The 22,130-nt window shown below is 53.9% G+C and carries 18 protein-coding genes; 3 read left to right on the top strand and 15 right to left on the bottom strand.

What is annotated here, in order from left to right; all coding sequences use genetic code 11:
• Position 1: 1 nt before the first annotated feature.
• Genes hutG through hutI form a run of 3 tightly spaced genes read right to left on the bottom strand, consistent with a single transcriptional unit; the run spans position 2 to position 3,623 of the window.
• Entirely contained in the window at positions 2 to 805 is an 804-nt protein-coding gene (hutG, locus tag HBA93_RS13400; protein WP_221723602.1) for an N-formylglutamate deformylase, read from the bottom strand.
• A complete protein-coding gene (gene hutH, locus HBA93_RS13395; RefSeq protein WP_121993230.1) occupies positions 806 to 2,341 on the bottom strand; it encodes a histidine ammonia-lyase in 1,536 nt (511 codons plus the stop codon). It lies immediately after the preceding gene.
• 55 nt (positions 2,342 to 2,396) lie between these two features.
• On the bottom strand, positions 2,397 to 3,623 hold the full coding sequence (gene hutI, locus HBA93_RS13390; protein ID WP_221723601.1) for an imidazolonepropionase: 1,227 nt from the start codon (positions 3,621 to 3,623) through the stop codon (positions 2,397 to 2,399).
• Between the two features lie 119 nt (positions 3,624 to 3,742).
• Between hutI and HBA93_RS13385 the strand changes: the two genes are divergently transcribed.
• Both HBA93_RS13385 and hutC read left to right on the top strand, forming a co-directional pair.
• Positions 3,743 to 5,116, top strand: coding sequence for a formimidoylglutamate deiminase (locus HBA93_RS13385; protein ID WP_353619361.1), 1,374 nt, complete (start codon positions 3,743 to 3,745; stop codon positions 5,114 to 5,116).
• A 37-nt stretch (positions 5,117 to 5,153) separates the two neighbouring features.
• The gene (hutC, locus tag HBA93_RS13380) at positions 5,154 to 5,894 is read left to right on the top strand and encodes a histidine utilization transcriptional repressor HutC (protein ID WP_122093188.1); all 741 of its coding nucleotides are present in this window, start codon (positions 5,154 to 5,156) and stop codon (positions 5,892 to 5,894) included.
• A 31-nt stretch (positions 5,895 to 5,925) separates the two neighbouring features.
• Here hutC and HBA93_RS13375 read toward each other — a convergent pair whose 3' ends face one another.
• From HBA93_RS13375 to HBA93_RS13335, 9 genes are all read right to left on the bottom strand, one after another.
• Complete coding sequence (locus HBA93_RS13375; protein WP_221723599.1) at positions 5,926 to 7,095, bottom strand: porin; 1,170 nt, start codon at positions 7,093 to 7,095, stop codon at positions 5,926 to 5,928.
• 261 nt (positions 7,096 to 7,356) lie between these two features.
• Entirely contained in the window at positions 7,357 to 8,493 is a 1,137-nt protein-coding gene (menC, locus tag HBA93_RS13370; RefSeq protein ID WP_221723598.1) for an o-succinylbenzoate synthase, read from the bottom strand.
• Between the two features lie 80 nt (positions 8,494 to 8,573).
• Complete coding sequence (locus HBA93_RS13365; protein WP_221723597.1) at positions 8,574 to 10,103, bottom strand: ABC transporter substrate-binding protein; 1,530 nt, start codon at positions 10,101 to 10,103, stop codon at positions 8,574 to 8,576.
• Between the two features lie 51 nt (positions 10,104 to 10,154).
• Positions 10,155 to 11,555 carry a M20 family metallopeptidase gene (locus HBA93_RS13360; protein ID WP_221723596.1) on the bottom strand — a complete coding sequence of 467 codons (1,401 nt, stop codon included), beginning with the start codon at positions 11,553 to 11,555 and terminating at the stop codon, positions 10,155 to 10,157.
• Complete coding sequence (locus tag HBA93_RS13355) at positions 11,542 to 13,125, bottom strand: gamma-glutamyltransferase family protein (RefSeq protein ID WP_221723595.1); 1,584 nt, start codon at positions 13,123 to 13,125, stop codon at positions 11,542 to 11,544. The genes HBA93_RS13360 and HBA93_RS13355 overlap by 14 nt, the downstream gene beginning before the upstream one ends.
• 18 nt (positions 13,126 to 13,143) lie before the next feature.
• A complete protein-coding gene (locus tag HBA93_RS13350) occupies positions 13,144 to 14,118 on the bottom strand; it encodes an ABC transporter ATP-binding protein (protein WP_221723594.1) in 975 nt (324 codons plus the stop codon).
• Positions 14,115 to 15,113: an ABC transporter ATP-binding protein gene (locus HBA93_RS13345; protein ID WP_221723593.1), complete on the bottom strand. Its 999-nt coding sequence runs from the start codon at positions 15,111 to 15,113 to the stop codon at positions 14,115 to 14,117. Before HBA93_RS13345 ends, HBA93_RS13350 begins: the two co-directional genes overlap by 4 nt.
• 11 nt (positions 15,114 to 15,124) lie before the next feature.
• On the bottom strand, positions 15,125 to 16,024 hold the full coding sequence (locus tag HBA93_RS13340; protein WP_116088472.1) for an ABC transporter permease: 900 nt from the start codon (positions 16,022 to 16,024) through the stop codon (positions 15,125 to 15,127).
• Positions 16,021 to 16,938, bottom strand: a complete 918-nt coding sequence (locus tag HBA93_RS13335) for an ABC transporter permease (protein ID WP_221723592.1) — start codon at positions 16,936 to 16,938, stop codon at positions 16,021 to 16,023. Before HBA93_RS13335 ends, HBA93_RS13340 begins: the two co-directional genes overlap by 4 nt.
• Positions 16,939 to 17,243: 305 nt before the next feature.
• On the opposite strand from HBA93_RS13335, the gene HBA93_RS13330 reads away from it, so the two are divergent.
• On the top strand, positions 17,244 to 18,089 hold the full coding sequence (locus tag HBA93_RS13330) for an IclR family transcriptional regulator (RefSeq protein ID WP_286201928.1): 846 nt from the start codon (positions 17,244 to 17,246) through the stop codon (positions 18,087 to 18,089).
• 68 nt (positions 18,090 to 18,157) lie between these two features.
• On the opposite strand, the gene HBA93_RS13325 is transcribed toward HBA93_RS13330, so the two are convergent.
• The 3 genes from HBA93_RS13325 to HBA93_RS13315 all read right to left on the bottom strand — a co-directional run bounded on the left by HBA93_RS13325 (position 18,158) and on the right by HBA93_RS13315 (position 21,785).
• A complete protein-coding gene (locus HBA93_RS13325; RefSeq protein WP_221723591.1) occupies positions 18,158 to 19,966 on the bottom strand; it encodes an ABC transporter ATP-binding protein in 1,809 nt (602 codons plus the stop codon).
• Positions 19,967 to 20,437: 471 nt separating this feature from the next.
• Complete coding sequence (gene pcaF / locus HBA93_RS13320) at positions 20,438 to 21,640, bottom strand: 3-oxoadipyl-CoA thiolase (protein WP_221723590.1); 1,203 nt, start codon at positions 21,638 to 21,640, stop codon at positions 20,438 to 20,440.
• Between the two features lies 1 nt (position 21,641).
• Positions 21,642 to 21,785: a hypothetical protein gene (locus HBA93_RS13315; RefSeq protein WP_221723589.1), complete on the bottom strand. Its 144-nt coding sequence runs from the start codon at positions 21,783 to 21,785 to the stop codon at positions 21,642 to 21,644.
• Between the last annotated feature and the right edge of the window lie 345 nt (positions 21,786 to 22,130).

Below are 22,130 nucleotides of genomic sequence, written 5' to 3'. Positions count from 1 at the left end.
CTTATTTAGATTTGAGATTGGCAGCGGCGGTTTCAAGCTGCAGCAAAATGTTTTTGAGATGGCTGCGCAATCCGGCTGCCTTGGCCTCGTCATAGGTAAATGGCACGGCTTCAGTTGCCAGATGTGTCGATTGCGCGAGTTCCATTTGAATGGCATGCATGCCCGTTTCCGGCTGGCCGTAATGGCGCGTTGTCCAGCCGCCTTTGAAACGGCCGTTGAGGATGGACGTGTAACCTTCAGCCTGTTTCGCTACACCGAAGACTGCTGCTTCAATGACCGGCGCGCAGGTCTTGCCATTATCCGTTCCGATGTTGAAATCCGGCAGAGTGCCTTCAAACAGAAACGGAATATGCGAGCGGATCGAGTGGCAGTCATAGAGAATGGCTATGCCGTGAATGGCCTTTACACGCTCGATTTCAGCCGCCAGTGCTTCATGATAAGGCTTGTGAAAACGGCTGATGCGATCTGCAATATCGGCTTCAGCCGGTTGCTCACCGTCCTTCCAGATCGCCAGACCATCAAAATCCGTTTCCGGTATCAGAGTCGTTGTGTTCTGCCCCGGATAGAGGCTCACACCCGCCGGATCACGATTGGCATCAATGCAATAGCGGTGGAAAGTGGCGCGCACTGTCGTCACATTATCCAGCAGCCCGTCATAGAGCTTGTGAATATGCCAGTCCGTATCGGCAAGAATGCGGCCATTGTCATTGAGGCGCGCCCAAATATCCTCCGGCACTTCCGTGCCGGTATGGGGCAGACCGAGAATGACCGGCGAGGTTCCCTGATGAACTTCAAACGCGCTCATTTAGGCCTCCAGTGCAGGGAGAATACCGCTCGTGATAGCTGCATTCAGCGAGCCGTCAGCCACGATTTCCGCAGCGGCAGCCAGATCATCAGCCATATAACGGTCAACCTCGAGCGTCGGCACTTTGGTGCGCAGCACGGCGATTGCCGCTTTCAGTTCAGGGCTGGTTTCCAGCGGGCCGCGCAGTTCTACGCCAAGGGCACCGGTCAGGGCTTCAATGCCGATAATTGCATTAAGATTGTCGGTCATTTGCAGCAGACGGCGGGCGCCGTGGCAGGCCATCGACACATGGTCTTCCTGATTGGCGGAAGTCGGTGTTGAATCGACCGAGGCCGGATGGGACATTTGTTTGTTTTCCGACATCAGAGCTGCGGAAGTGACTTCGGCAATCATCAGACCGGAATTGAGACCCGGCTTTTTCGCCAAAAACGCAGGCAGACCGAAGGAGAGGGCAGGGTCAACCAGCAGTGCAATACGACGCTGGGCAATGGCACCGATTTCACAAATTGCCAGCGCAATCTGGTCGGCGGCAAAAGCCACCGGTTCGGCATGAAAGTTACCGCCGGAGACCACTGTATCATCGGAAAGCACCAGCGGATTATCGGTGACCGCATTGGCTTCAATTTCAAGCGTAACCGCGACCTGACGCAGCAGATCTAGACAGGCACCATCGACCTGTGGCTGGCAGCGGATGCAATACGGATCCTGCACGCGCTGATCGCCTTCCAGATGGCTGTCACGGATAATCGAGCCTTCAAGTAATTTGCGCAGAGCCGCGCCGGTATCGATCTGGCCTTTATGACCGCGCAAGCTATGAATATCTGCGTGGAACGGTGCGGTGGAGCCCATGGCAGCATCGGTCGACAGAGCGCCGGTAATCAGAGCTGCCTGCAAGGCTGTATGGGCGCGGAACAGACCGGCCAGTGCCAGAGCGGTAGAAGTCTGCGTGCCGTTGATCAGGGCGAGACCTTCTTTGGCGGCCAGAACAACCGGCGTCAGACCGGCTTTGCTCAATGCGGAAGCAGCGGAAACACGTGCACCCTGATAGAAAACCTCACCTTCGCCGATCATGGCCGCAGCCATATGTGCCAGCGGTGCCAGATCGCCGGACGCACCGACGGAACCTTTTTCCGGAATAACCGGAATGACACCCTTTTCAAGCATGGCTTCGATGAGCGCGATGATCTCAGGACGTACGCCGGATGCACCGCGACCAAGCGAAATCAGTTTGAGCGACATGACGAGGCGCACAATATTTTCAGCCAGAGGCGCGCCTACACCGCAGCAATGGGACAGGATCAGATTGCGCTGGAGTGTGGCCACATCTTCAGGGGCGATACGGATGGAAGCCAGTTTACCGAAGCCGGTATTGATGCCGTAGACCGGCGCATCACCGGCGGCGATTTCCGCAATGCGGGCTGCGGATTTGGCAATGCCCGCATGAAAAGACGGATCAAGACGGGCAATGGTGCCGTTGCGGTAAATATCTTCGAGCGTGGCAAGCGGGACGGAACCTGGTTTAAGAATAATGCTCATGGAGGATACTTTCTTCAGGTGTATGTGAATGACGTGTGAGTGTTCGGATAAATTTTCAGTTGCCGCGGAAAACCCGCTTCCAGAGCGGGTTAAAGCCAATGCGATAGACAAGTTCTGCAGGGCGCTGCACATCCCAGATCGCCAGATCAGCATGTTTGCCGACTTCAATCGTGCCGGTTTCAGCCAGAATGCCGAGCGCACGGGCAGCTTCACGGGTCACACCGGCAATGCATTCATCGACAGTGAGGCGGAACAGGGTTGCGCCCATATTCATGGTCAAAAGCAGGGAGGTCAGCGGGGATGTACCGGGATTATTATCGGTAGCCAATGCCATTTTTGTACCCGCCCGGCGGAAGGCTTCAACCGGTGGTTTTTGGGTTTCGCGGATGAAATAATAGGCGCCGGGCAACAGCACTGCGACAGTACCGGCCTTGGCCATCGCCTGCGCACCTTGCGCATCAGTATATTCCACATGATCGGCAGAAAGCGCATTATAGGAGGCGGCTAATTTGGCACCATGCAGGTTGGAAAGCTGATCTGCATGGAGTTTGACCGGCAGGTCATGCACCTTTGCAGCATCAAAAACACGGGCGATTTCATCCGGCAGAAAGGCGATCCCTTCACAGAAACCATCGACTGCATCGGCGAGCTTCTCAGCGGCGATGGCAGGTAGCATCTCATTGATAATCACATCAATATAGGCTGACTTGTCGCCGTTCATTTCCGGCGGCAGCGCATGAGCACCGAGGAAAGTAGTGCGGATCGCAACATCACGTTCCAGTGCCAGACGTCTGGCTGCTTTCAGCGATTTGATTTCATTTTCCGTATCGAGACCGTAACCGGATTTAACCTCAACGGTTGTTGCGCCTTCAGCAATCAGGGCATCGAGGCGCGGCAGGCTCTCACGTACCAGATCATCTTCACTGGCCGCACGCAGCGCTTTTACGGAAGAAACAATACCGCCGCCAGCTTTGGCAACTTCCTCATAGGATGCGCCTTCGAGGCGCAGCTCAAATTCATGGGCGCGGTTGCCTGCGTGAATCAGATGTGTGTGGCAGTCGATCAGACCGGGGGTAATCAACCGGTTTTCGCAATTGGTTGCCGGATAATCCGCATAGAGCGCAGGCATTTCGGATTGCGGGCCGACATAGGCAATTTTGCCCTGTTCAACCACTATTGCCGCATCTTCAATCAGGCCGAGACCATCCGCATTTTCAATCAGCGTCGCAACACGCGCACGGGTGAAAATATGGCCGCTATTGTTAAGCGTATCTTTTGTCATGAGTGTTTTCCCACTTCCCCTCTCCGGCTATAATGTATATACATATTAAAAAATGGCAAAGGAAATTTTTGCACAGGTTCTGCATTGTTTGCAGAAACCGGATTCAGGAGGAGAGAACCGTGCTTCAGCAAAAATATGTCATCCATGCGCAACAGGCTCTGTTGAATAACGGGTCGGAAAGCGGCTGGGCTGAGAATGTCCGCCTGACGGTTGAAGCCGGAAAATTTACAAGCATTGAAAGCGGCGCGCAGGCGCAATCGGGCGATGAGCGCCATGGGGTGATCATCGCGGGGATGCCAAATCTGCACAGCCATGCTTTCCAGTATGGAATGGCCGGACTCGCTGAAAAGCGCGGGCCTTCTGCCGATAGTTTCTGGAGCTGGCGCGATGTGATGTATCGCTTTGCCCTGACTATGTCACCGGAACAGGCGGAAGCCGTGGCACTACGCCTCTATGTGGATATGCTGGAAAATGGCTTCACCCGCGTAGGTGAGTTTCATTATTTGTATCACGACCGTGACGGTGCGCCTTATGCGGATGTGGCCGAAATGGGCAAACGTATTGCATCAGCGGCCAATAAAAGCGGCATCGGCCTCACACTGTTGCCGGTCTTCTATGCTCATTCAACTTTTGGCGGTGCAGTTCCAAATGAAGGCCAGCGCCGGTTTATCAATAGTATAGACCAATATCAGCGCCTGCTGGACGGCTGCGACACTGCACTGAAAAATATGGGCGGCGCGGTTTTGGGTGTTGCGCCACACAGCCTGCGTGCTGTGACGCCGGATGAGCTGAAAATCGTTACACAAATGTTGCCGGAAACACCGGTGCATATTCATGTGGCCGAGCAGGTTAAAGAAGTTGAAGATTGCATTGCATGGTCCGGCAAGCGTCCGGTTGAATGGCTGCTGGATAGTGCAGATTTGAGCGATCGCTGGTGTCTGATCCACGCCACCCACATGACCGATGACGAGACAACAGGCATGGCAAAAGTCGGTGCGATCGCCGGTCTGTGCCCTGTGACTGAGGCCAATCTCGGTGACGGCACGTTTAATGCCGGAGTCTTCACGCAGGCAGGCGGCAAATTCGGTATTGGTTCAGACTCCAATGTGCTGATTGGTTTGGGTGATGAATTGCGCCAGCTTGAATATTCGCAGCGCCTAAAACATCGCGCACGTAATGTGATGGCAGTTGCGGAAGGTTCAACCGGTCGTGCGCTGTTTGACGGTGCGCTTGAAGGTGGCAATATCGCTATGGGTGTGCGCGGGCAGGGGCTGAAAACCGGTGCGTCAGCAGATTTTGTAGCACTGGATGTCAGCCGCCTTCCCCATGCGAAAGGGGATATGGTGCTGGATGGTATGATCTTTGCAGGCCGCGCCAAACCGGCGCATGTCTGGGTGCGCGGTGTAAAACAGGTTGAAAACGGCCGTCATCACCTGCATGAAAAGGCAGAGAGCGGTTTCCGTAAAGTTTTACATGAACTTCTGGAAAACTGAGCCAGTCAATATTGACGAAAAGCGGGTAAAACAAAGTATGCAGGATATCTCATCCGGAGACAGTGAACAGGCTTTATCCCTGCATCAGCGGATTCTGGATGATATTGAAAACCGGATTCTTTCCGGTGAATGGCAGCCCGGTTATCGTATTCCTTTTGAACACGAACTGACCGAGCAATATTCCTGCTCCCGCATGACCGTAAATAAAGCGCTGACACAATTGGCAAAAGCCGGAATGATCGAGCGCAAGCGCCGTTCCGGCAGTTTTGTGTCCAAACCGCAGTCGCAGGCGGCGGTGCTGGAAATTCATGATATCCGTGATGAAGTCGAGCAGTTGGATCTGCCTTATCGCTACGAATTGCAGAAATCCGTGAGCCGTAAAAGCACGGCAGCTGACGGCAAGAAACTCGAGATTGAACGCAATACTCCGCTGATTGAGCTGACCTGCCGTCATTATGCCGGCAAGCGGGTTTTTGCGCTGGAAGAGCGCATCATTAATCTGCTGGCAGTGCCGGATGCAGCTCAAACGGATTTTTCCAAACAATCGCCAAGCCCGTGGCTGGTGGCCTGTGTGCCGTGGAGCAATGCGCAACACGCAATCCGCGCAGTGGCTGCTGATGAAAATGTAGCAGCAATTCTGGGTATTCCGGCAGGTGCGGCCTGTCTGGTGATCGAGCGCCAGACATGGAATGCCGGACAACCCGTGACCTATGTACGCCTGACCTATAGTGGTGACAGCCATGCATTGGTTGCCCGCTTTGCACCATCCCAAGGGTAGAAAACGGCGGGATTGCGCCCGCCGTCAATTATCAGAAACTGCGCTGGAAACGGATCATACCCTGAACTGCATTTTTGCCGTTCTGGATGGATTTTTCATCTTTCCATTTGGTGTAGGAAACTTCCGGTGTGATCGCAAATCCGGGCACCAATTCGTATGATACATTTGCTGATGCGGCGAATGTTTTGGAAGCATCATAGGCAAGCTGGGCATTCAGGACTGCCTGCGGGGTCAGCTTATAGGCTGCACCACCCCATACTGCCCAGTCTCCGCCCCATGTGCCGTAGAAGCTGCTGACGGCGCGAATCTGGCCGATGACCTGATTATCATCATTCAGAACATTGATATAATTATCCTTGTTGGACTTATAACCACCCATTGCCCAGACGGAAAACTGATCGGTGACATTCAGATCGCCGCGGACTTTTCCTGCCCATTCTTTATTACGGGCATCATAGGCGGCGACAGCAGTGAGCGAACCCCAGCCTTGTGCATAACGCAGACCACCAACGACATGCGGCGTGTAGTCTTGAATTGTGGCGCCCCATTTTTCACCGGCCCAATCGGATGGTACGTCATCAATATCGCTATTCCCGCCCTGTTCTACGGAGAGAATGGCTGACAAACCATTTTCACCGGTGACAGTATAACTAATCAAACCGGTACGGTAGCCACCGGCAAGGATCACATCATCATTCATGACATTACCGAGATAGCCGGGGAAGGTAACAAAAGCGGACTCATCCAAACCGACCCGAAGGCCGCCAAGCTCTATATAGCCGAAGCGTAATGTGCCGGAAGATTTATCATCCTTACCGTCTTTCCATTGAAACCGTGCTTCCGCATAGGTTTTCAGCGTGCCAAGCTCGGTCTCAGAAGCGGTACTGAATTTCAGGGCGAACCGAGCCAGACCTTCATAAGTGTCACGCTTGTTGTTCTTTGCAAAGAGTTTGCCGTCACGAGCTTCAAAACCGCGTCCGTAAACATCGTCGCCGCCCGTGAGATCATAGCGGACATAGCCGTGAATGCGCAGGCAGGTTTCAGTACCCGGAATGTAGAAATAGCCTTGTCCGTAAGCATCACAAACACGGACATATTCAACGGCTTCAGGTTCCGGTGCGACAACCGGATCCGCGGCAAATGCTGCCGATCCTGTGAGCAGAGCTGCGGCGGAACTAAGTAAAATTAATTTTGTTTTCATTTTTATCTCCAGAACTAGACCCTGAAGATATTCATCGAAACCGCTTATGTTCCCAACGCAGAAATAGGGGGCTTCTTCTATAAAAATCAATATGTTGTATAATTGTATCAAGGCAATTAATTGCCGGATATTTCACGCTCAAAACTTTATACAAGAGGCAGAAAACAGCTTCCTGCATGTGTGAGCAACTATGCGATGCCAGCGTTTTGCAACATACCGGAGAAGTAAAAACGATTTTTGCTTCTCCGGATCAGGTTCTTCTTAAAATGCTTCTTTTGATAATGTCACGGTCTCAAGGAAATCATAGTCCAGAGTGACACCGATACCCGCACCGTTTGACGGAACCGGCATAATGCCGTTTTCGGTTTCTAGTTTTTCACTCACAATATCGCGCTCGAAATAACGCGAAGAAGAGGATGTATCGCCCGGACGCTTGAACTGTTCCAGCGTCGAGAGATGAATATTATGGGCACGGCCGATACCGGATTCCAGCATGCCGCCACACCAGACCGGTACATCATGTGCCTGACAAATATCGTGAATCTGACGCGCATTGGCATGGCCGCCGACACGACCGACTTTTATATTGATCACGCGGCCGGCATCAATGGCCAGTGCTTTGCGGCAGAGTTCCGGTGTGCGGATACATTCGTCCAGACAAATGGCTGTACGCATCATGGATTGAAGTTTTGCGTGATCCTGCAGATCATCCCATGCCAAAGGTTGCTCAATATAATCCAGATCAAAATCATCGAACTGGCGTAGCAAAGCGAGGTCAGCCAGCGTATAGGCGCAGTTGGCATCAACCGTCAGGTGAATATCAGGGAAACGGTTGCGCACTTTTTCCAGAAGCTTCAGATCATGACCCGGCATGACTTTCAGTTTAATGCGGCGATAGCCCTGCTGAACATGACGCTCAACATCCATGAGCGTATCCGGAATTTCCTTAATGCCCAGTGATACACCGACTTCAACATCTTTGCGGGTGCCGCCAAGGGCGTGGGACAGCGACAGACCGAGGGTTTTAGACCATAAATCCCAATAGGCCATTTCCACACAGGCTTTGGCCATCTGGTGATCGCGCCAGTGCCGCATCATCTGGGTTAACTCATAAGGTGTCGAGAATTCTTTGCCGATAATCTGTGGCAGAAAAACATCCCGCATCATCATCATGGATGACACCGTGGTTTCCGGCAGATAATCAGGCAGGGTATCACAGACACCTTCCGCATAGCCTTCGATATTGCCGCTGCGCAGGATCAAAAGCGGGAAGGTTTTTTTGGTTGCCACGCCGGTAGAAATGCGAAACGGGTTGAGGAGTTTCAGCTCTACAATACGTAATTCTGCGCTGTCGATCCGGATCTTCGGACGAAGTTGTGACGAGGGCTGGAGTAACATGATTGATCTCTGTAATTTCTGTATGCGGGAAAACGAAAAGTGCCGGTGAGGTCGCAGCACAGGCTGCGACCTCATAAGGCTTAGTTCCAGCTCATGTCGTAAAAGCGCACGAACTCATCCGGTGTCGGAGTGAAGTTCAGGTCTTTTGCCATCACATAATTGGTTGTGTAGGTCCAGAGCGGTACCCAATAGGCCTGATCAGCGATCTGGCGCAGGGCTTTGCTGTAAGATTCTTTGCGCTTTTCCGGATCGGTGGTGGTGTCTGCCTGCTTGAGTGTTGCTGTTAGCTCCGCATTTTTGACATCATCAATATCGGAGCCGTCAAAGAATTTGGATGTCGAGGCAGAGGCATCAGCCACCGAACCGGATCCCCATGTGACAAAGCCCATCGGGATCTCACCTTTGAGCTGTTTGTCCGCGAGTGCTGCATATTTCAGCATCTGCAGATCAACCTTTACGCCAACATTGCCCAGCATCTGCGCCATAGCTTCGGTGGCTGCTTTATCACGATAGAAATACATCGTGGTGGTAAAGCCGTTTTCATAGCCTGCTTCTTTCAGCAGTTCTTTGGCCTTGGCAGGGTCAAAGTTGTAGGATGTCACATCCTGTTCACAACCAAATTGCAACGGGCTGCAGATGGAATTGATGATCTGCGAGGAAGGCGCGAAGAAAGCATCACGCACGGCTTTACGGTCAATCGCATGATTGATTGCCTGACGCACGCGCACATCTTTCAGCGGAGTGTCGGCGCTGGAACGACCAGAAACATCCATAGAAATGTAACCGAAGCGCAGGGTTTCGCCCTGAACCACGTTGAAACTGTCACGGGTTTTGAGCTTCTGGGTCAGATCTTCCGGCACCTGCCAGATAAAGTCCACGGAACCGGACATCATTTCCGCGATCTGCGTATTGGTATCCGGAATGCTGCGGACTTCCACATTTTTGATTTGTGGTTTCTGGCGCGGGCCACCGTCATGATAGTCAGGGAAAGCCTTCAGCGTATAGCCGCTGCCCGGCTCGATCTTGTCGACCATATAAGGGCCGGTGCCGATTGGTTGTTTGGAAAAGCCTGCATCGCCGACTTCCTGATAATATTTTGCCGGATAAATCTGAATGGCGCTTTCAAGGAAATCGAGCGCAGCAGGGAATGGTGCTTTCAGATGCACGAGAACAGTCTGGTCATCAACCTTCTCTGCATTTTTGATCCATGCCACTGTATTCGGCATGGCAACCGGAGTTCTCGGATCGGAGAAATGGTTCAGCGTGAACACAACATCATCCGCGCCGAAAGCATCGCCGTTATGGAATTTCACGCCCTGACGCAGTTTGAATTCAAGGGTCAGATCATCAACCCATTTGAAGCTCTCAGCCAGATTGCCGACCCATTCGCGGGTTTTCGGGTCGCGTTCAACCAGTGTGTCCCACACGGCATAGCCGAAAATGGTGCTTTCGCGGGCTGAACTGAAATAGGTGTTCGGATTGTCCAGCTCTTTGGCAAAGGCGATATTGACGGTGTCGTCCGATTTATCGGCCAGTGCCGCACCGGATACGCCCAGATACAGGCTGGCGGTAAGGGTAGCCAGAATTGCAAAATTCTTATGAAAGCTCATGTGTCGCTCCACTTCGACGCAAGGTTAAAAAGGTCAGGCATTTTTTTGTTGTTATCGGGTTGAAGGCTGCGGGCTTTTGCCCTCAGCAATATCGGCAAATATCCCTGCCATGCAGCGCAATGCATCACGGCAGGTTGTTTTCAGAACATGTTCATCCGGCGCATGTTGTGAACAGGCGCGGTAGGAATGCGGCACCCAGACGGTCGGCAGGCCAAGCGTTTCCGAAAAACACTCATTGGGCAGCGAGCCGCCGAGATTAGGCAGAATATGTGGTGGGTTGCCGGAAGTATCTGTCAGTGATTGCGCGACAAAGCGTGCCCACGGATGGTCCGGATCAAGGCGGGTCGCCGTAAAATCATCATCCTCGCGACGGGCGATTTTGACATCCGTATAACCATGCTGATCAAGATGACGGCGTAGCGCGGGTATAATGTCGTTTGCATCAGTGCCGACAACATAACGCAGCTGGCAGGTTGCCCGTGCCTTGCCGGAGATGGCATTGACCGGTGCCTCCGGCACGCCGGATGTCATGGCGAGAATGGCAAAACTGTTCCAGCCATAGACCCGCTCGGCTGGGGTCAGACTGGCTTCACCCCAGTCTTTATCAATGCTCGGGCCGGTTTCCATATCCACCGGCAAATCACGGAGTGCCGCGCGGATATTATCGGTCAGGCTGGTTGGTCGCCATTCAGGAATGCGGATCTGGCCGCATTCATCGGTGATTGTCGCAAGCGCCTGTACAAGCCGCATCGCCGGATCGGCAAGCAAGCCGCCCCAGTTGCCGGAATGATGCGCGCCATCGCGCTTTTCAACAATCAGATCAACCGTGACTGCGCCGCGTGCGCCCATGAAAACAGTCGCCCTGTCCGGTTGCAGTCGCGGACCGTCGGAGGCAATCAGCACATCGGCAGCGAGTTCCTGTTTGTGTGATGCGCAGAAGGCCTGCAAACCCGGAGAGCCGTTTTCCTCAGCCATTTCCAGCAGAATAGTGGCGTTAAAGCCGAGCTTGCCATGCACGGCAATCAGGGCTTCAAGAGCAGCGATATTGATTAGATGCTGCACTTTATTATCGGCTGTGCCGCGTCCGTACCAACGATCACCTTCTTCGGTCAAAACAAAGGGTAACAGGCCTTCGCGCCATTGTTCGGTCTGCGCATGAATGACATCACCATGGCCATAGATCAGCACAGTCGGCAGGGCGGCGTCTTCTATGCGATGGGCGATCATCAGCGGGCCGCCTTCAGCCACCGGATTGTCATAGATTTTGATCTCAAATCCTGCGGCTTGCAAACGCGGCGTAATGGCTGTGTTCAGATAATCTGCCAGTACAGGTTTTCTCTCCGGTACCTGACTTTCTGTCGGATAGTTCACCAAAGCGGCCAGTTCGGATTTCATCGTGCCGTTGTCGAAATAGGTGTCGATCCGGCTGATAACAGTCTCACGCAAAGTCATGGCTGTCCTCCTCGGTTACTGCATCACCCCATGGCGACATAATCTCGGTGCAGCCGGAGTTCAGATCGCCTTCACGCATCACACCGGCAGGGCAGGCAAAGGCAAAAGGCCAGACAGTGCGGCGGGTGGTAACGGTGCGCGCGACTTTATTCAGTTCCGCAATTGTATCCGCTGGCAGGCTGTCATCGGCGATGATGACATCGGCGGCAGACATATCGAGACGCGGCTGATGGAAAGCACCTTCAATATCCATGCCGGAATCGACGATGAAAGAGGAAAGCTGGGCAACGGCCGAGACAATCTTACGCCCGCCCGATGCACCAATGGCGAAGCGGCGTTCGCCTTGCTCACCAAGTGCAGGGCAGACATTCATCAGGCACTGGCGTCCCGGTTGCAGGGAGTTTGGTTTGCCCTGTACCGGATCAAACCACATAATGCCGTTATTGAGCAAAAAGCCGGTGGAAGGCGAAACGACTTTTGAGCCGAACAGTGACAGCAAAGTCTGTGTCATTGAGACCATATTGCCGTGGCGATCCACGACGGAAAAATGGGTTGTGCAGCCCGGTGCTTTTGGCACTTCGCCGTCATCACCCATATTCTCGAGCCGCTGCTGATAGGCATGGCGCAGCGCTTTGGCGTAGCCGGTATAGGCATGAGAGTCCGGCTGACCTTTGCCGATTTCCGGTAAGGCTTCAAAGGCTTGTCTCATGGTCGGGCCGGCGGTCAGATGCGGTGTGACATAGAATGTCGCATCGCTGCGTTTAAAGCTGAGCGGATCAGCAATGGTTGCACGGTAATCACGCAAATCCTGCATGGATAATGAGCCGCCTTTAGCGCGGACATCTTTGACCAGTGCCTGTGCCAGATCGCCTTCATAAAATGTGCGATAGCCCTGTTCTGCCAGTTCGGTCAGGGAGGGTGCATAACCGGACATATCAACGCGCTTGTCGGACAGGCTTGTCCAGCCATTGATCATCGGCCACTGGCCGTCTTCCAGAAACAGTGCTGCTGCATCCGGATCTTTGGCCAGTTCACGGGTTGCCCCTGCGATAACAAGCGCCGCATACCAGTCAACCGGCAGGCCTTCTTTTGCGAGTTTAATTGCCGGAGCCAGCAGTTCCGCCCAGGGCATGGTGCCCCAGCGTGCATGTGCCTGACCGATGCCGTCGACCACACCCGGTACTGCAACGGCAGTTGCGCCCATAATATTGCGGTCATCGACCACGGCTTCCCACGGGAAAAGATCGGAGTTTTTACCGGCACCGGAGAGCGGATAATCGGCAGGGTTCAGCTCCACAGGTGCACGCATGGCATAGGTCACGGCATGGGCTTTGCCGGAAGCTGCATCCCAAACCATCATCGCGCCGCCACCGGCAGGGCCAGACATCCACGGCTCAAGCACACCAATGGCGAAAGAAACGGCGGTTGCGGCATCCATCGCATTGCCGCCTGCTGCAAGTACTGCCGCACCGATTTGTGCTGCGCGGCTGTTTTGTGCGGCTACGACACCACCTTTGGTGCGGATGACATTCTTGCGAGTAACTTGTGTACGGGAAAGACTGGTTTGCATTTCAGTTCCTTAATCAGTTCAGGCAGGCAATGCAGTGGCATTGGTATAAAGGTGGCAGGCGACACAGCCGCTACCGTTTTCCCGCAAGACAGGGCGGGACTGATCGCAGGGGGTAAAGCGGTCAGGGCAGCGCGGATGGAAGGCACAACCTGCAGGCGGATTGATCGGATTGGGATATTCTGTGCCGAGCTGTGTGTCCGGCACGCCGAGTTCCGGTTCCGGTGTCAGCACAGAATCCAGCAACGCCCGTGAATAAGGGTGGCGGGCATTGCGGAAAATATCTTCAGTTTCGCGCTCTTCAACAATGCGGCCGAGATACATCACCGCAACGCGGGTCGCGAGATATTCAACAACCGCCAGATTATGGCTGATGAACAGATAGGTCAGACCGAGCTCACGCTGCAGATCGCCCAACAAATTAAGGATCTGGCTCTGCACGGAAACATCGAGTGCCGATGTCGGTTCGTCGCAGATAACAATTTCCGGTTTCATAATCAGCGCGCGGGCAATAGCGACACGCTGGCGCTGGCCGCCGGACATCTGGTTCGGATAAGCGTTGAGCATACGCGAAGGCAGCCCGACCACATCCATGATTTCCTTCACCTTCTTTTCGCGCGATGCCTGATCCCCGACACTATGCACCACGAGCGGCGCCATAATGATCTGACGGATGGTTTTGCGCGGATTGAGCGAGGAATAAGGGTCCTGAAAAATTGGCTGAATACGGCGGGACAGTTCAAAACGGTTTTGCTTGGTGATGTCTTCACCGTTGATCTCGACACGTCCACGGGTTGGTTTTTCCAGCCCAAGCAGGATTTTAGCCAGCGTTGATTTTCCGCAACCGGATTCACCGACAAGGCCAAGAACCGAGCCGCGCTCTACTGTCAGCGAAACATCACTGACTGCTGCCAGCGGCTTTTTGCCGGAGAAAAAGCCCTGCCGCACCTGATAGATCTTAGAGACATTGTGAAGTTGTAAAACTGGCTGGTTCATAGCAAAGTCTCCGCAGGCTGACGCATGCCGTTTGCATGGACGCACTGTAATTTATGATGAGCGGAGAGATCACGCTGGGGAATGGTGCCGGTGCAGGCTTCAATCGCTTCAGGGCAGCGGTCGCGGAAGATGCAACCGGTATGACGGCCGACCAGATTTGGCACGATGCCCGGAATTGTGCCCAGCCGTTCTCCGCGCTTGATGCGCCCCGGTATCGGAATGCAGTCCAGCAAGCCGCGCGTATAAGGATGTGCAGGATTGCGGAAGATTTCGCTGACAGATCCGGCCTCAACCAGTTCACCGGCATACATCACGGCTACCTTGTCAGCGATACGCGCAACGACACCGAGATCATGGGTGATCAGGATCATCGCCATGCCCATTTTCTGCTGCAGGTCTTTGAGAAGACGCAAGATCTGTGCCTGAATGGTTACGTCCAGCGCGGTTGTCGGCTCATCGGCAATCAGCAGTTCCGGCTCACACATCAGCGCCATCGCAATCATGATGCGCTGGCGCAAACCACCGGAAAGCTGATGCGGATATTGGTTGAGACGGCTTTCTGCGGAGGTTATCCCGACCATACGCAGAAGATCTGCGGCGCGTTTCAGTGCTTCAGCTTTGCTGACAGATTTATGCAGGCGTAATGCTTCTGCCAGCTGGCTGCCGATCGTATAGGCAGGGTTCAGGCTGGTCATCGGCTCTTGAAATATCATCGCCATGCGGTTACCGCGCAGCGCACGCATTTCCCGTGCTGTGGCTTTTTGCAGGTCAATGCCGTCAAAGCTCATTTCAGCCGCATTGCGCTGAATGCCCGATGACAAAAGCCCCATCACCGCAAGCGAGGTCAGCGATTTTCCGGAGCCGCTTTCACCGACAATGCAGAGTGTCTCGCCCGGTTTAACCTCGAGATTGATGTTGCGCACGGCATGAAGGGTGCCCGCGGCGGTGGGGATGTCCAGTGTCAGGCCCTGAACTTTAAGAATAGGAGCAGTCATTGGTTTTTCCCTCAGTTCCGTCCGCCCGGCGCGGTAATGTCGCGCAGGCCGTCGCCCATGAGATTGATCGCCAGTACGAGCACAAACAGCGCAACACCGGGGATCATCACAAGCCATGGCTCGAACAGCATCATGTCTTTGCCCTCGGAGATCATCAGACCCCAGCTGGCTGTCGGCGGCTGCACACCAAGACCTAAGAAGGACAAGGCGGCTTCCAGCAAAATGGCATGCGCCATTTCCAGTGTGGCAACGACAATCAGATTGTTCATCAGATTAGGCAGGATTTCGGAGATTAGAATGCGCGGCGTGGATGTGCCGATGGCATAGGATGCAGCGACATATTCCCGTCGCGCGATCTGTAATGTTGATGCGCGCATGACCACCGCATAGCGATCCCACAGTAACAGGCCGAGCACGGTTGCAACAACAGTCAATGAGCCGCCAAACAAGGCGACAACGGCCAGTGCGACCAGAACAACCGGCATTGCGAGACGCACATTGATCAGAAATGTTACGACCGCATCCACACGGCCGCCAAAATAACCGGCTGCAATGCCCATAGCCGTGCCGATAATGCCGGAGATCAGAGCTGCCGACAGGCCGATAAATAATGAGACGCGCGCACCATGCAGCAGACGGGCGAGATAATCGCGGCCAAGCTGGTCAGTCCCCAGAACGTGATCGGACTTACCGCCTAAGAATTCCGGTGGCACCATACGGTTCACCAGATCCTGCGTATAAGGATCATATTTGAGGAGCATCGGAGCAAAGATTGCAACAAGTGCAATCACTGCCACGATGATTGTGCCGATCATGAAACCGCTATGACCGAAAATACGGCGGCGCAAAATCGCAGACGGAGACGGTTCCAGAATTTGTTCTGCGGTCGGTATGGAAGAAAACGTGGTCATGAGGTCCTCATGCGTGGATCAAGCCAGGCATTCATGATGTCGGCGAGCAGTGTGAAGACGATGTAAAACATGGAGAAAAGCAGGATCAGTGCCTGAACGGTCGGCAGATCATTGCGAGTGATTGACTCCCATGCGAGCAGTCCGGCACCCGGCAGGGCAAAGACGGATTCAACAACAATTGAACCGCCGAGCATGAAACCCATCTGCACGGCTGACAGCGACACAACAGGGATAATAGCATTGCGCAACGCATGGGTGAACAGCACCCGCCATTCCGATGAGCCTTTGGCACGGGCGGTGCGGATATAATCGGATGAGAGAACTTCCAGCATACCGGCGCGGGTGAGGCGCATAATTGCAGGCATGGCATAATAGCCGAGCACTACAGTCGGCAGAATGAAATGTTGCCATGTTTTTGCGCCTGAAGCAGGCAGCCAGCCGAGATCAATGGAGAAAACCGAGATCAGTACAAGGGCAAACCAGAAGCTCGGCATTGCCTGTCCGGCGACAGAGATAAACAACGCCAGCTTGTCGGTCAGCGAGTTCGGGCGTTTGGCAGCAAGCACACCAAGCGGTACAGCAACCAACAGAGCAAAAACGATAGCAGTCAGGCCAAGGCGCATCGTCACGCCAAGCCGGCTGGAAATGAGGTCTGCAACCGGAAGTTTAAAATAATAACTCTGTCCGAAGTTGAAATGCGCTGCATTCCACAACCAGTCCGCGTATTGGACAAGCATCGGCCGGTCAAAACCGTAGAATTCACGGATTGTCTGAATGTCCTGCGCACTGGCGCCTTCTCCGGCGATAGCCGTCGCAGGGTCGCCGCTCAGATAGAGCAGACAGAAACTGATAAAAGACACGGTCAGCGCAACCAGTAAGGCAAGGCCGAGCCGCTTGAGGATGAAACCAAGCAAGTTTTGCTCCGTCAAAATCGTTTTAGGATATGAGGGGGTGGCCGGAGGTGACAGTGCAGAACGCATCAGCTGGGTACTGCCGGATTTCACCTGTTAACGGATTGCCGGCTTATGCCGTCATCAAAGCGAAATGATGCAGACGCGGTACCGTGCAAACCGGAAATATTCTTCAGCCGTTCATTGCCAAAGCTGAATTAAAAAATATCGGCTACCTGCTTATTTGGCGTGCTGAAAACCACGGCAAAGATTTTTTGATTTTTCATTGGCATTCCCCTTTTGTATTGTATTGCAATACTTGTGATCGCATGTTAATATCGAACCATAGTTTTCCCTTCTGCGTCAAGAGTTTTTTGCGACTGGAGTGTGCCCCATTGAGTGAAAGCGAAAGAAATCCTTTAATTATCAGCTCGCTAATAAAAGCGATGACCCTGTTGAAAGCCTTCGGGGAGGGAAATGCTGTTTTGGGTATTTCTGATCTTGTACGCATAACGGGCATTGAGAAAAGCAGTGTTCAGCGCATCCTCGCCACGCTTTATGCGGAAGGCATGCTGAACCGTGATAATCATAGCCGCCGCTATCGGCTATCAAATCAATGGCTGCATATGGCCTATGCCCATTACATTGCAGAGCCGCTGACGTCGCAGGTTATGCCGCGTCTTTTCGCTTTGCAGCAGCAAATCGGGCAATCATTCAATCTGGCAGAAATATGTGACACATCAATTATTTACTCGGTGCGCCTTCCGGTGCAACGTACCAATTTTGAAGGTACATTGGTCGGGCGTACCCATCCGGCGCTGAATACATCGGGTGGCCGTGCCATTCTCTCCACATGGGATGCGGCTGCACGTCAAGATGCTGTAAAAAACTGGCCGGTGACGGAATATACCCCACGCACAACAGTTAACCGCGGGGAAATTTCAGACCTTGTTGAACAGGCGCGACAGGATGGTTTTGCTGTCTCTGTTGAGGAAATCCTGCTCAATGAAATTGGTATCGCCGCACCGATAAAGTCGTCCAGCGGTAAAGCGCGCGCAGCAATTCACTGTTCTGTTTCGATGGCTGACTGGTCGGTTGATCGTGTCCGCAAAGAAATCGCGCCATTGCTGGTCGATACAGCGCGAACATTTTTTGATCCGCGGGCAGAAGAATAGCCTGCCGCATATTTGAGCTGCATAGCTATATGATGCATATGAAAACGGGGCCGTCAGGCCCCGCTTTCTTATTCAGGAAGGACATCTTCCAGCCCTTTGGTCAGTTCCAGTGCCTGCCGTTCAAACAACCGGCGGTAAATGCCGCCCGGTTTGCGGATAAGCGCATCATGATCGCCTTCCTCAAGAACCTTGCCTTTGTCAAAGACCAGCAATCTGTCCAGTGCACGCACCGTTGAAAGCCGGTGTGCAATGACCAGTGTTGTACGGCCAATCATTAACCGTTCCATTGCCTGCTGGATCAGCACTTCCGATTCTGAGTCGAGGCTAGAAGTTGCCTCATCCAGAATAAGGATCGGTGCATTGGCCAGAAACGCACGGGCAATCGCCACACGTTGACGCTCACCGCCGGAGAGTTTCACACCACGCTCACCAACAAGGGTCGCATAGCCTTTTGGCAGACGGTTGATAAAGTCATGGGCGCTGGCAAGACGTGCTGCTTCCTCAACTTCCGCCTGTGTCGCACCGGGGCGGGCATAGGCGATATTCTCGGCCAGTGTCCGGTGAAACAGGATCGGTTCCTGCTGCACAATGGCGATCTGCGAACGCAGCGATGCCTGCGTGACATGAGCAATATTCTGCCCGTCAATCTTAATGGCACCGCCGCTGACATCATAGAGACGCTGGATCAGCTTGACGAAAGTCGTCTTACCCGAACCGGAATGTCCGACCAGACCAACCCGTTCACCGGCTTCAATCTTCACCGAGAAATCGCGGTAGAGTGCCGCTTCATGATTGCCGTAATGGAAAGTCACCTTGTCAAAGCGGATTTCACCATTGCTGATCTGAATGGCCGGCGCATTCGGCTTGTCGGCGATACCATAAGGTTCTGCCTCAATCTGTACCAGTTCCTCCATATCATTTACCGAGCGTTGCAGATTGCGGATATGCATGCCGACATCACGCAAATAACCCTGCAGCATGAAGAACGCTGTCAGAACAAAGGTGATATCACCGGCCGTTGCTTTGCCCTGGCTCCACAAGTAAAGCGCAAAAGCAATGACAACACCGCGCATAATCAGCAGATTAGCCCCCTGAATGAAACCGTTCAGAGTTCCGATCAGCCATGTGCGACGTGTACGGCTGCGCCATTTGGTGACAACTTTTGCAAGTCGTGCATCCTCACGCTTTTCAGCACCAAAGGCTTTCACAACAGCATTGCACGAAATGGCATCGGCCAGCGCGCCGCCCATGCGCGTATCCCAGCTATTAGCCAATGTTGCAGCAGGCGCGACAAAACCGAGCGAAATCACAATCGTGCAGACAATGAACAGCACAGAGCCGATTGCAACCAGTACACCCATGAGCGGCCAGTACCAGGCCAACAGCGCAACCGAACCGACCAGCATCAGCAGCGATGGCAGCAATGCGATAATCAGCGTATCGTTCAGCAGATCCATTGCCCACATTGCACGCGAGACTTTGCGCACAGTCGATCCGGCAAAGGCATTGGCGTGCCAGTCGGTGGAGAAGCGTTGCAGTTTGCGGAACGAACTGGCCGCCATGTCACTCATGATTTTCAGCGTGAAATCGGTGATGACATAGAAGGTCAGCTGACGTGTAATCAGTGCCAGTGCACCAAGTGCGAGCAGGACGATAAGTGCTTGAACTGCGGCAGACCATGCGCTGTCGCCACCCAGAGAAAGCGCGTCAACCAGCCGTCCGGAATAGAGCGGCGTCAAAACATCTGCGGCTGTTGCAAGCAGCATACCGATTATCATCAGTGTCAGCCGCAGAGGCTGACTTCGCCAGTGGCTGAAAGTGTAGCCGAGGACATTGCGGAAGGCAGGCCCACGGAAATTAATGCGAAACCGGGTCATATGAATCATACCAGACCGCGCAGAGTCGGATTCTGGTTCCTTTAAAAGCATTTCCAGCAAAAGTACGAAGCGGCTCTGCGTCGGACAATGTGTGAAAACGAAGACAAAACAAACAACAGCTAAGTGTTGCGGCAAAGCGGAAAATTTTAGGAAAGCGCCCTTTCAGGGAGGGCGGACAGGCCTTGGCCTGTAGCACGGGCCAAAGACTTAAAGTCTGGGAGCACCCGCGCGAACACCGGGCACCGACGGAAATGGATAGACACGCATCTCATACCTCTTGCCAGTGTTTCAGATGTTGGCACAATAAATGAGCAATCGGTTTTGCCAAGTGCAAAAATGTATAATTTGTTTCACAAAGTCCTGAGTGTGGCAAAAAAGTTCTGTTTTGAAATTTTAACAGATTTTGCCTCACACAGGCTTCGGAATATTATCAGGCTGCCGGAAATGACCAGTCAGGTTGTAATAAAACTGTCAGGGCTGGCTGAGCAGCATGGAGATGCCCTGACCGACACCCACACACATGGTTGCCAGAGCGTGCTTTGTACCTCGTGCGTGCAGTTCAATAGCAGATGTTAAGGTTAGCCTTGCACCGGACATGCCCAGCGGATGACCAAGCGCAATTGCACCGCCATTCGGGTTGACATGCGCTGCATCATCATCCAGCCCGAGCTGGCGCATGCAGGCCAGAGCCTGCGCGGCAAAAGCCTCATTCAGCTCAACCAGACCGATATCGGTCATGGTAAGTCCGTGGCGATGCAGCAGTTTTTGTGTGGCAGGCACAGGACCGATGCCCATAATGCGCGGTGCAACACCGGCGGTCGCCATGCCGCTGATCCGTGCCAGCGGTGTCAGGCCGTAGCGCTCAACCGCTTGTTTGGAGGCGATAACAACCGCTGCCGCACCGTCATTTACGCTTGAGGCATTGCCTGCGGTGATCGTGCCGCCGCGTCGAAACGGCGTATCAAGCGCGGCCAGTTTTTCCAAGGAAGTTTCACGCGGCTGCTCATCCTGAGCAACAATTGTGCTGGTGCCTTTGCGCCCTGCGATTGTGTAAGGTGCAATTTCCTGTGCCAGACGTCCGCTTTGCATGGCTGCTGCCGCGCGTTGCTGGCTCAGCAGTGCAAATGCATCCTGATCTGTGCGGCTGATATTATAATCAGCGCTGAGATTTTCTGCGGTTTCCGGCATGGATTCACTGCCGTAATTTTTGTCGAGCTGCGGATTGATAAAACGCCAGCCGATAGTCGTGTCATAGACCGCATTCTGCCGTTGAAACGCGGCATCGGCCTTGGGCATTACGAATGGCGCACGCGACATGCTCTCAACACCGCCAGCGATGATAATATCGGCCTCGCCGAGTTTAATGGCGCGCGCCGCATAGCCCACGGCATCAAGACCGGAGCCGCAAAGACGGTTAATCGTTGTTGCAGGTACCGTTTCACCAAGACCGGACAGCAAGACTGCCATCCGTGCGACATTGCGGCTGTCCTCACCAGCCTGATTGGCGCAGCCGAACACCACTTCATCAATTATCTCTGCGCTCAAAGACGGAAAATGCGCGAGCGCCTCACGGATAGTATGCGCTGCCATATCATCAGGCCGCACTGCTGAGAGTGCGCCGCCATAACGGCCGATTGGCGTGCGCACACCGCCGATAATATAGGCTTCGCTCATATTAGTGTTCCTTATGATTTTGTGCAGCAAACATCGGCCCGCCTTTATGCGCGGGAAAGCCATAGCCGTTAATCAGCACCAGATCGATATCGCCGCTACGCGTTGCAATGCCCTCGCGCAACAATTGTTCACCTTCATTGGCCATTGCCTTTAAAAGCTGGCGGATGATTTCATCCGGTGTGAAGGGGCGCGGCGTAATGTTTTTCTCAAGCCGTGCCGCTTCGATAATCGCGGTGACATCCGGATCGGTTTGTCGCTTGCCATCGGTATAAATATACCAGCCTCTACCGCTCTTTTGCCCGAAACGGCCTGCCTCGCAAAGGCGGTCGGGAATCTTGCAATAAGGCTCATCAGGGTTGCGCGTTGCCGCCCGACGCTCGCGTCCTGCCCCGCCACCCCCCCCCCCCCCCCCACCCCCGCCCCCCCCCCCCCCCCCCCCCCCCCCCCCCCCCCCCCCCCCCCCCCCCCCCCCCCCCCCCCCCCCCCCCCC

Source organism: Ochrobactrum sp. SFR4 (assembly GCF_019730395.1).
Taxonomy (GTDB): domain Bacteria; phylum Pseudomonadota; class Alphaproteobacteria; order Rhizobiales; family Rhizobiaceae; genus Pseudochrobactrum.
The sequence above is the reverse complement of the archived record's forward strand: the minus strand, read 5'-3'. Positions and strand labels throughout refer to the sequence as shown.

Excerpts from the sequence above, each read along its gene's own strand:
- HBA93_RS13360 (WP_221723596.1), bottom strand. The coding sequence starts at position 11,555 with ATGACTTTGCGTGAGACTGTTATCAGCCGGATCGACACCTATTTCGAC.
- HBA93_RS13315 (WP_221723589.1), bottom strand. The coding sequence starts at position 21,785 with ATGGCCAATGAAGGTGAACAATTGTTGCGCGAGGGCATTGCAACGCGT.
- hutG (WP_221723602.1), bottom strand. The coding sequence starts at position 805 with ATGAGCGCGTTTGAAGTTCATCAGGGAACCTCGCCGGTCATTCTCGGT.
- HBA93_RS13350 (WP_221723594.1), bottom strand. The coding sequence starts at position 14,118 with ATGAACCAGCCAGTTTTACAACTTCACAATGTCTCTAAGATCTATCAG.
- menC (WP_221723598.1), bottom strand. The coding sequence starts at position 8,493 with ATGTTACTCCAGCCCTCGTCACAACTTCGTCCGAAGATCCGGATCGAC.
- HBA93_RS13375 (WP_221723599.1), bottom strand. The coding sequence starts at position 7,095 with ATGAAAACAAAATTAATTTTACTTAGTTCCGCCGCAGCTCTGCTCACA.
- pcaF (WP_221723590.1), bottom strand. The coding sequence starts at position 21,640 with ATGAGCGAAGCCTATATTATCGGCGGTGTGCGCACGCCAATCGGCCGT.
- hutH (WP_121993230.1), bottom strand. The coding sequence starts at position 2,341 with ATGAGCATTATTCTTAAACCAGGTTCCGTCCCGCTTGCCACGCTCGAA.
- HBA93_RS13325 (WP_221723591.1), bottom strand. The coding sequence starts at position 19,966 with ATGACCCGGTTTCGCATTAATTTCCGTGGGCCTGCCTTCCGCAATGTC.
- hutC (WP_122093188.1), top strand. The coding sequence starts at position 5,154 with ATGCAGGATATCTCATCCGGAGACAGTGAACAGGCTTTATCCCTGCAT.
- HBA93_RS13345 (WP_221723593.1), bottom strand. The coding sequence starts at position 15,113 with ATGACTGCTCCTATTCTTAAAGTTCAGGGCCTGACACTGGACATCCCC.
- HBA93_RS13330 (WP_286201928.1), top strand. The coding sequence starts at position 17,244 with ATGTTAATATCGAACCATAGTTTTCCCTTCTGCGTCAAGAGTTTTTTG.
- hutI (WP_221723601.1), bottom strand. The coding sequence starts at position 3,623 with ATGACAAAAGATACGCTTAACAATAGCGGCCATATTTTCACCCGTGCG.
- HBA93_RS13340 (WP_116088472.1), bottom strand. The coding sequence starts at position 16,024 with ATGACCACGTTTTCTTCCATACCGACCGCAGAACAAATTCTGGAACCG.
- HBA93_RS13365 (WP_221723597.1), bottom strand. The coding sequence starts at position 10,103 with ATGAGCTTTCATAAGAATTTTGCAATTCTGGCTACCCTTACCGCCAGC.
- HBA93_RS13355 (WP_221723595.1), bottom strand. The coding sequence starts at position 13,125 with ATGCAAACCAGTCTTTCCCGTACACAAGTTACTCGCAAGAATGTCATC.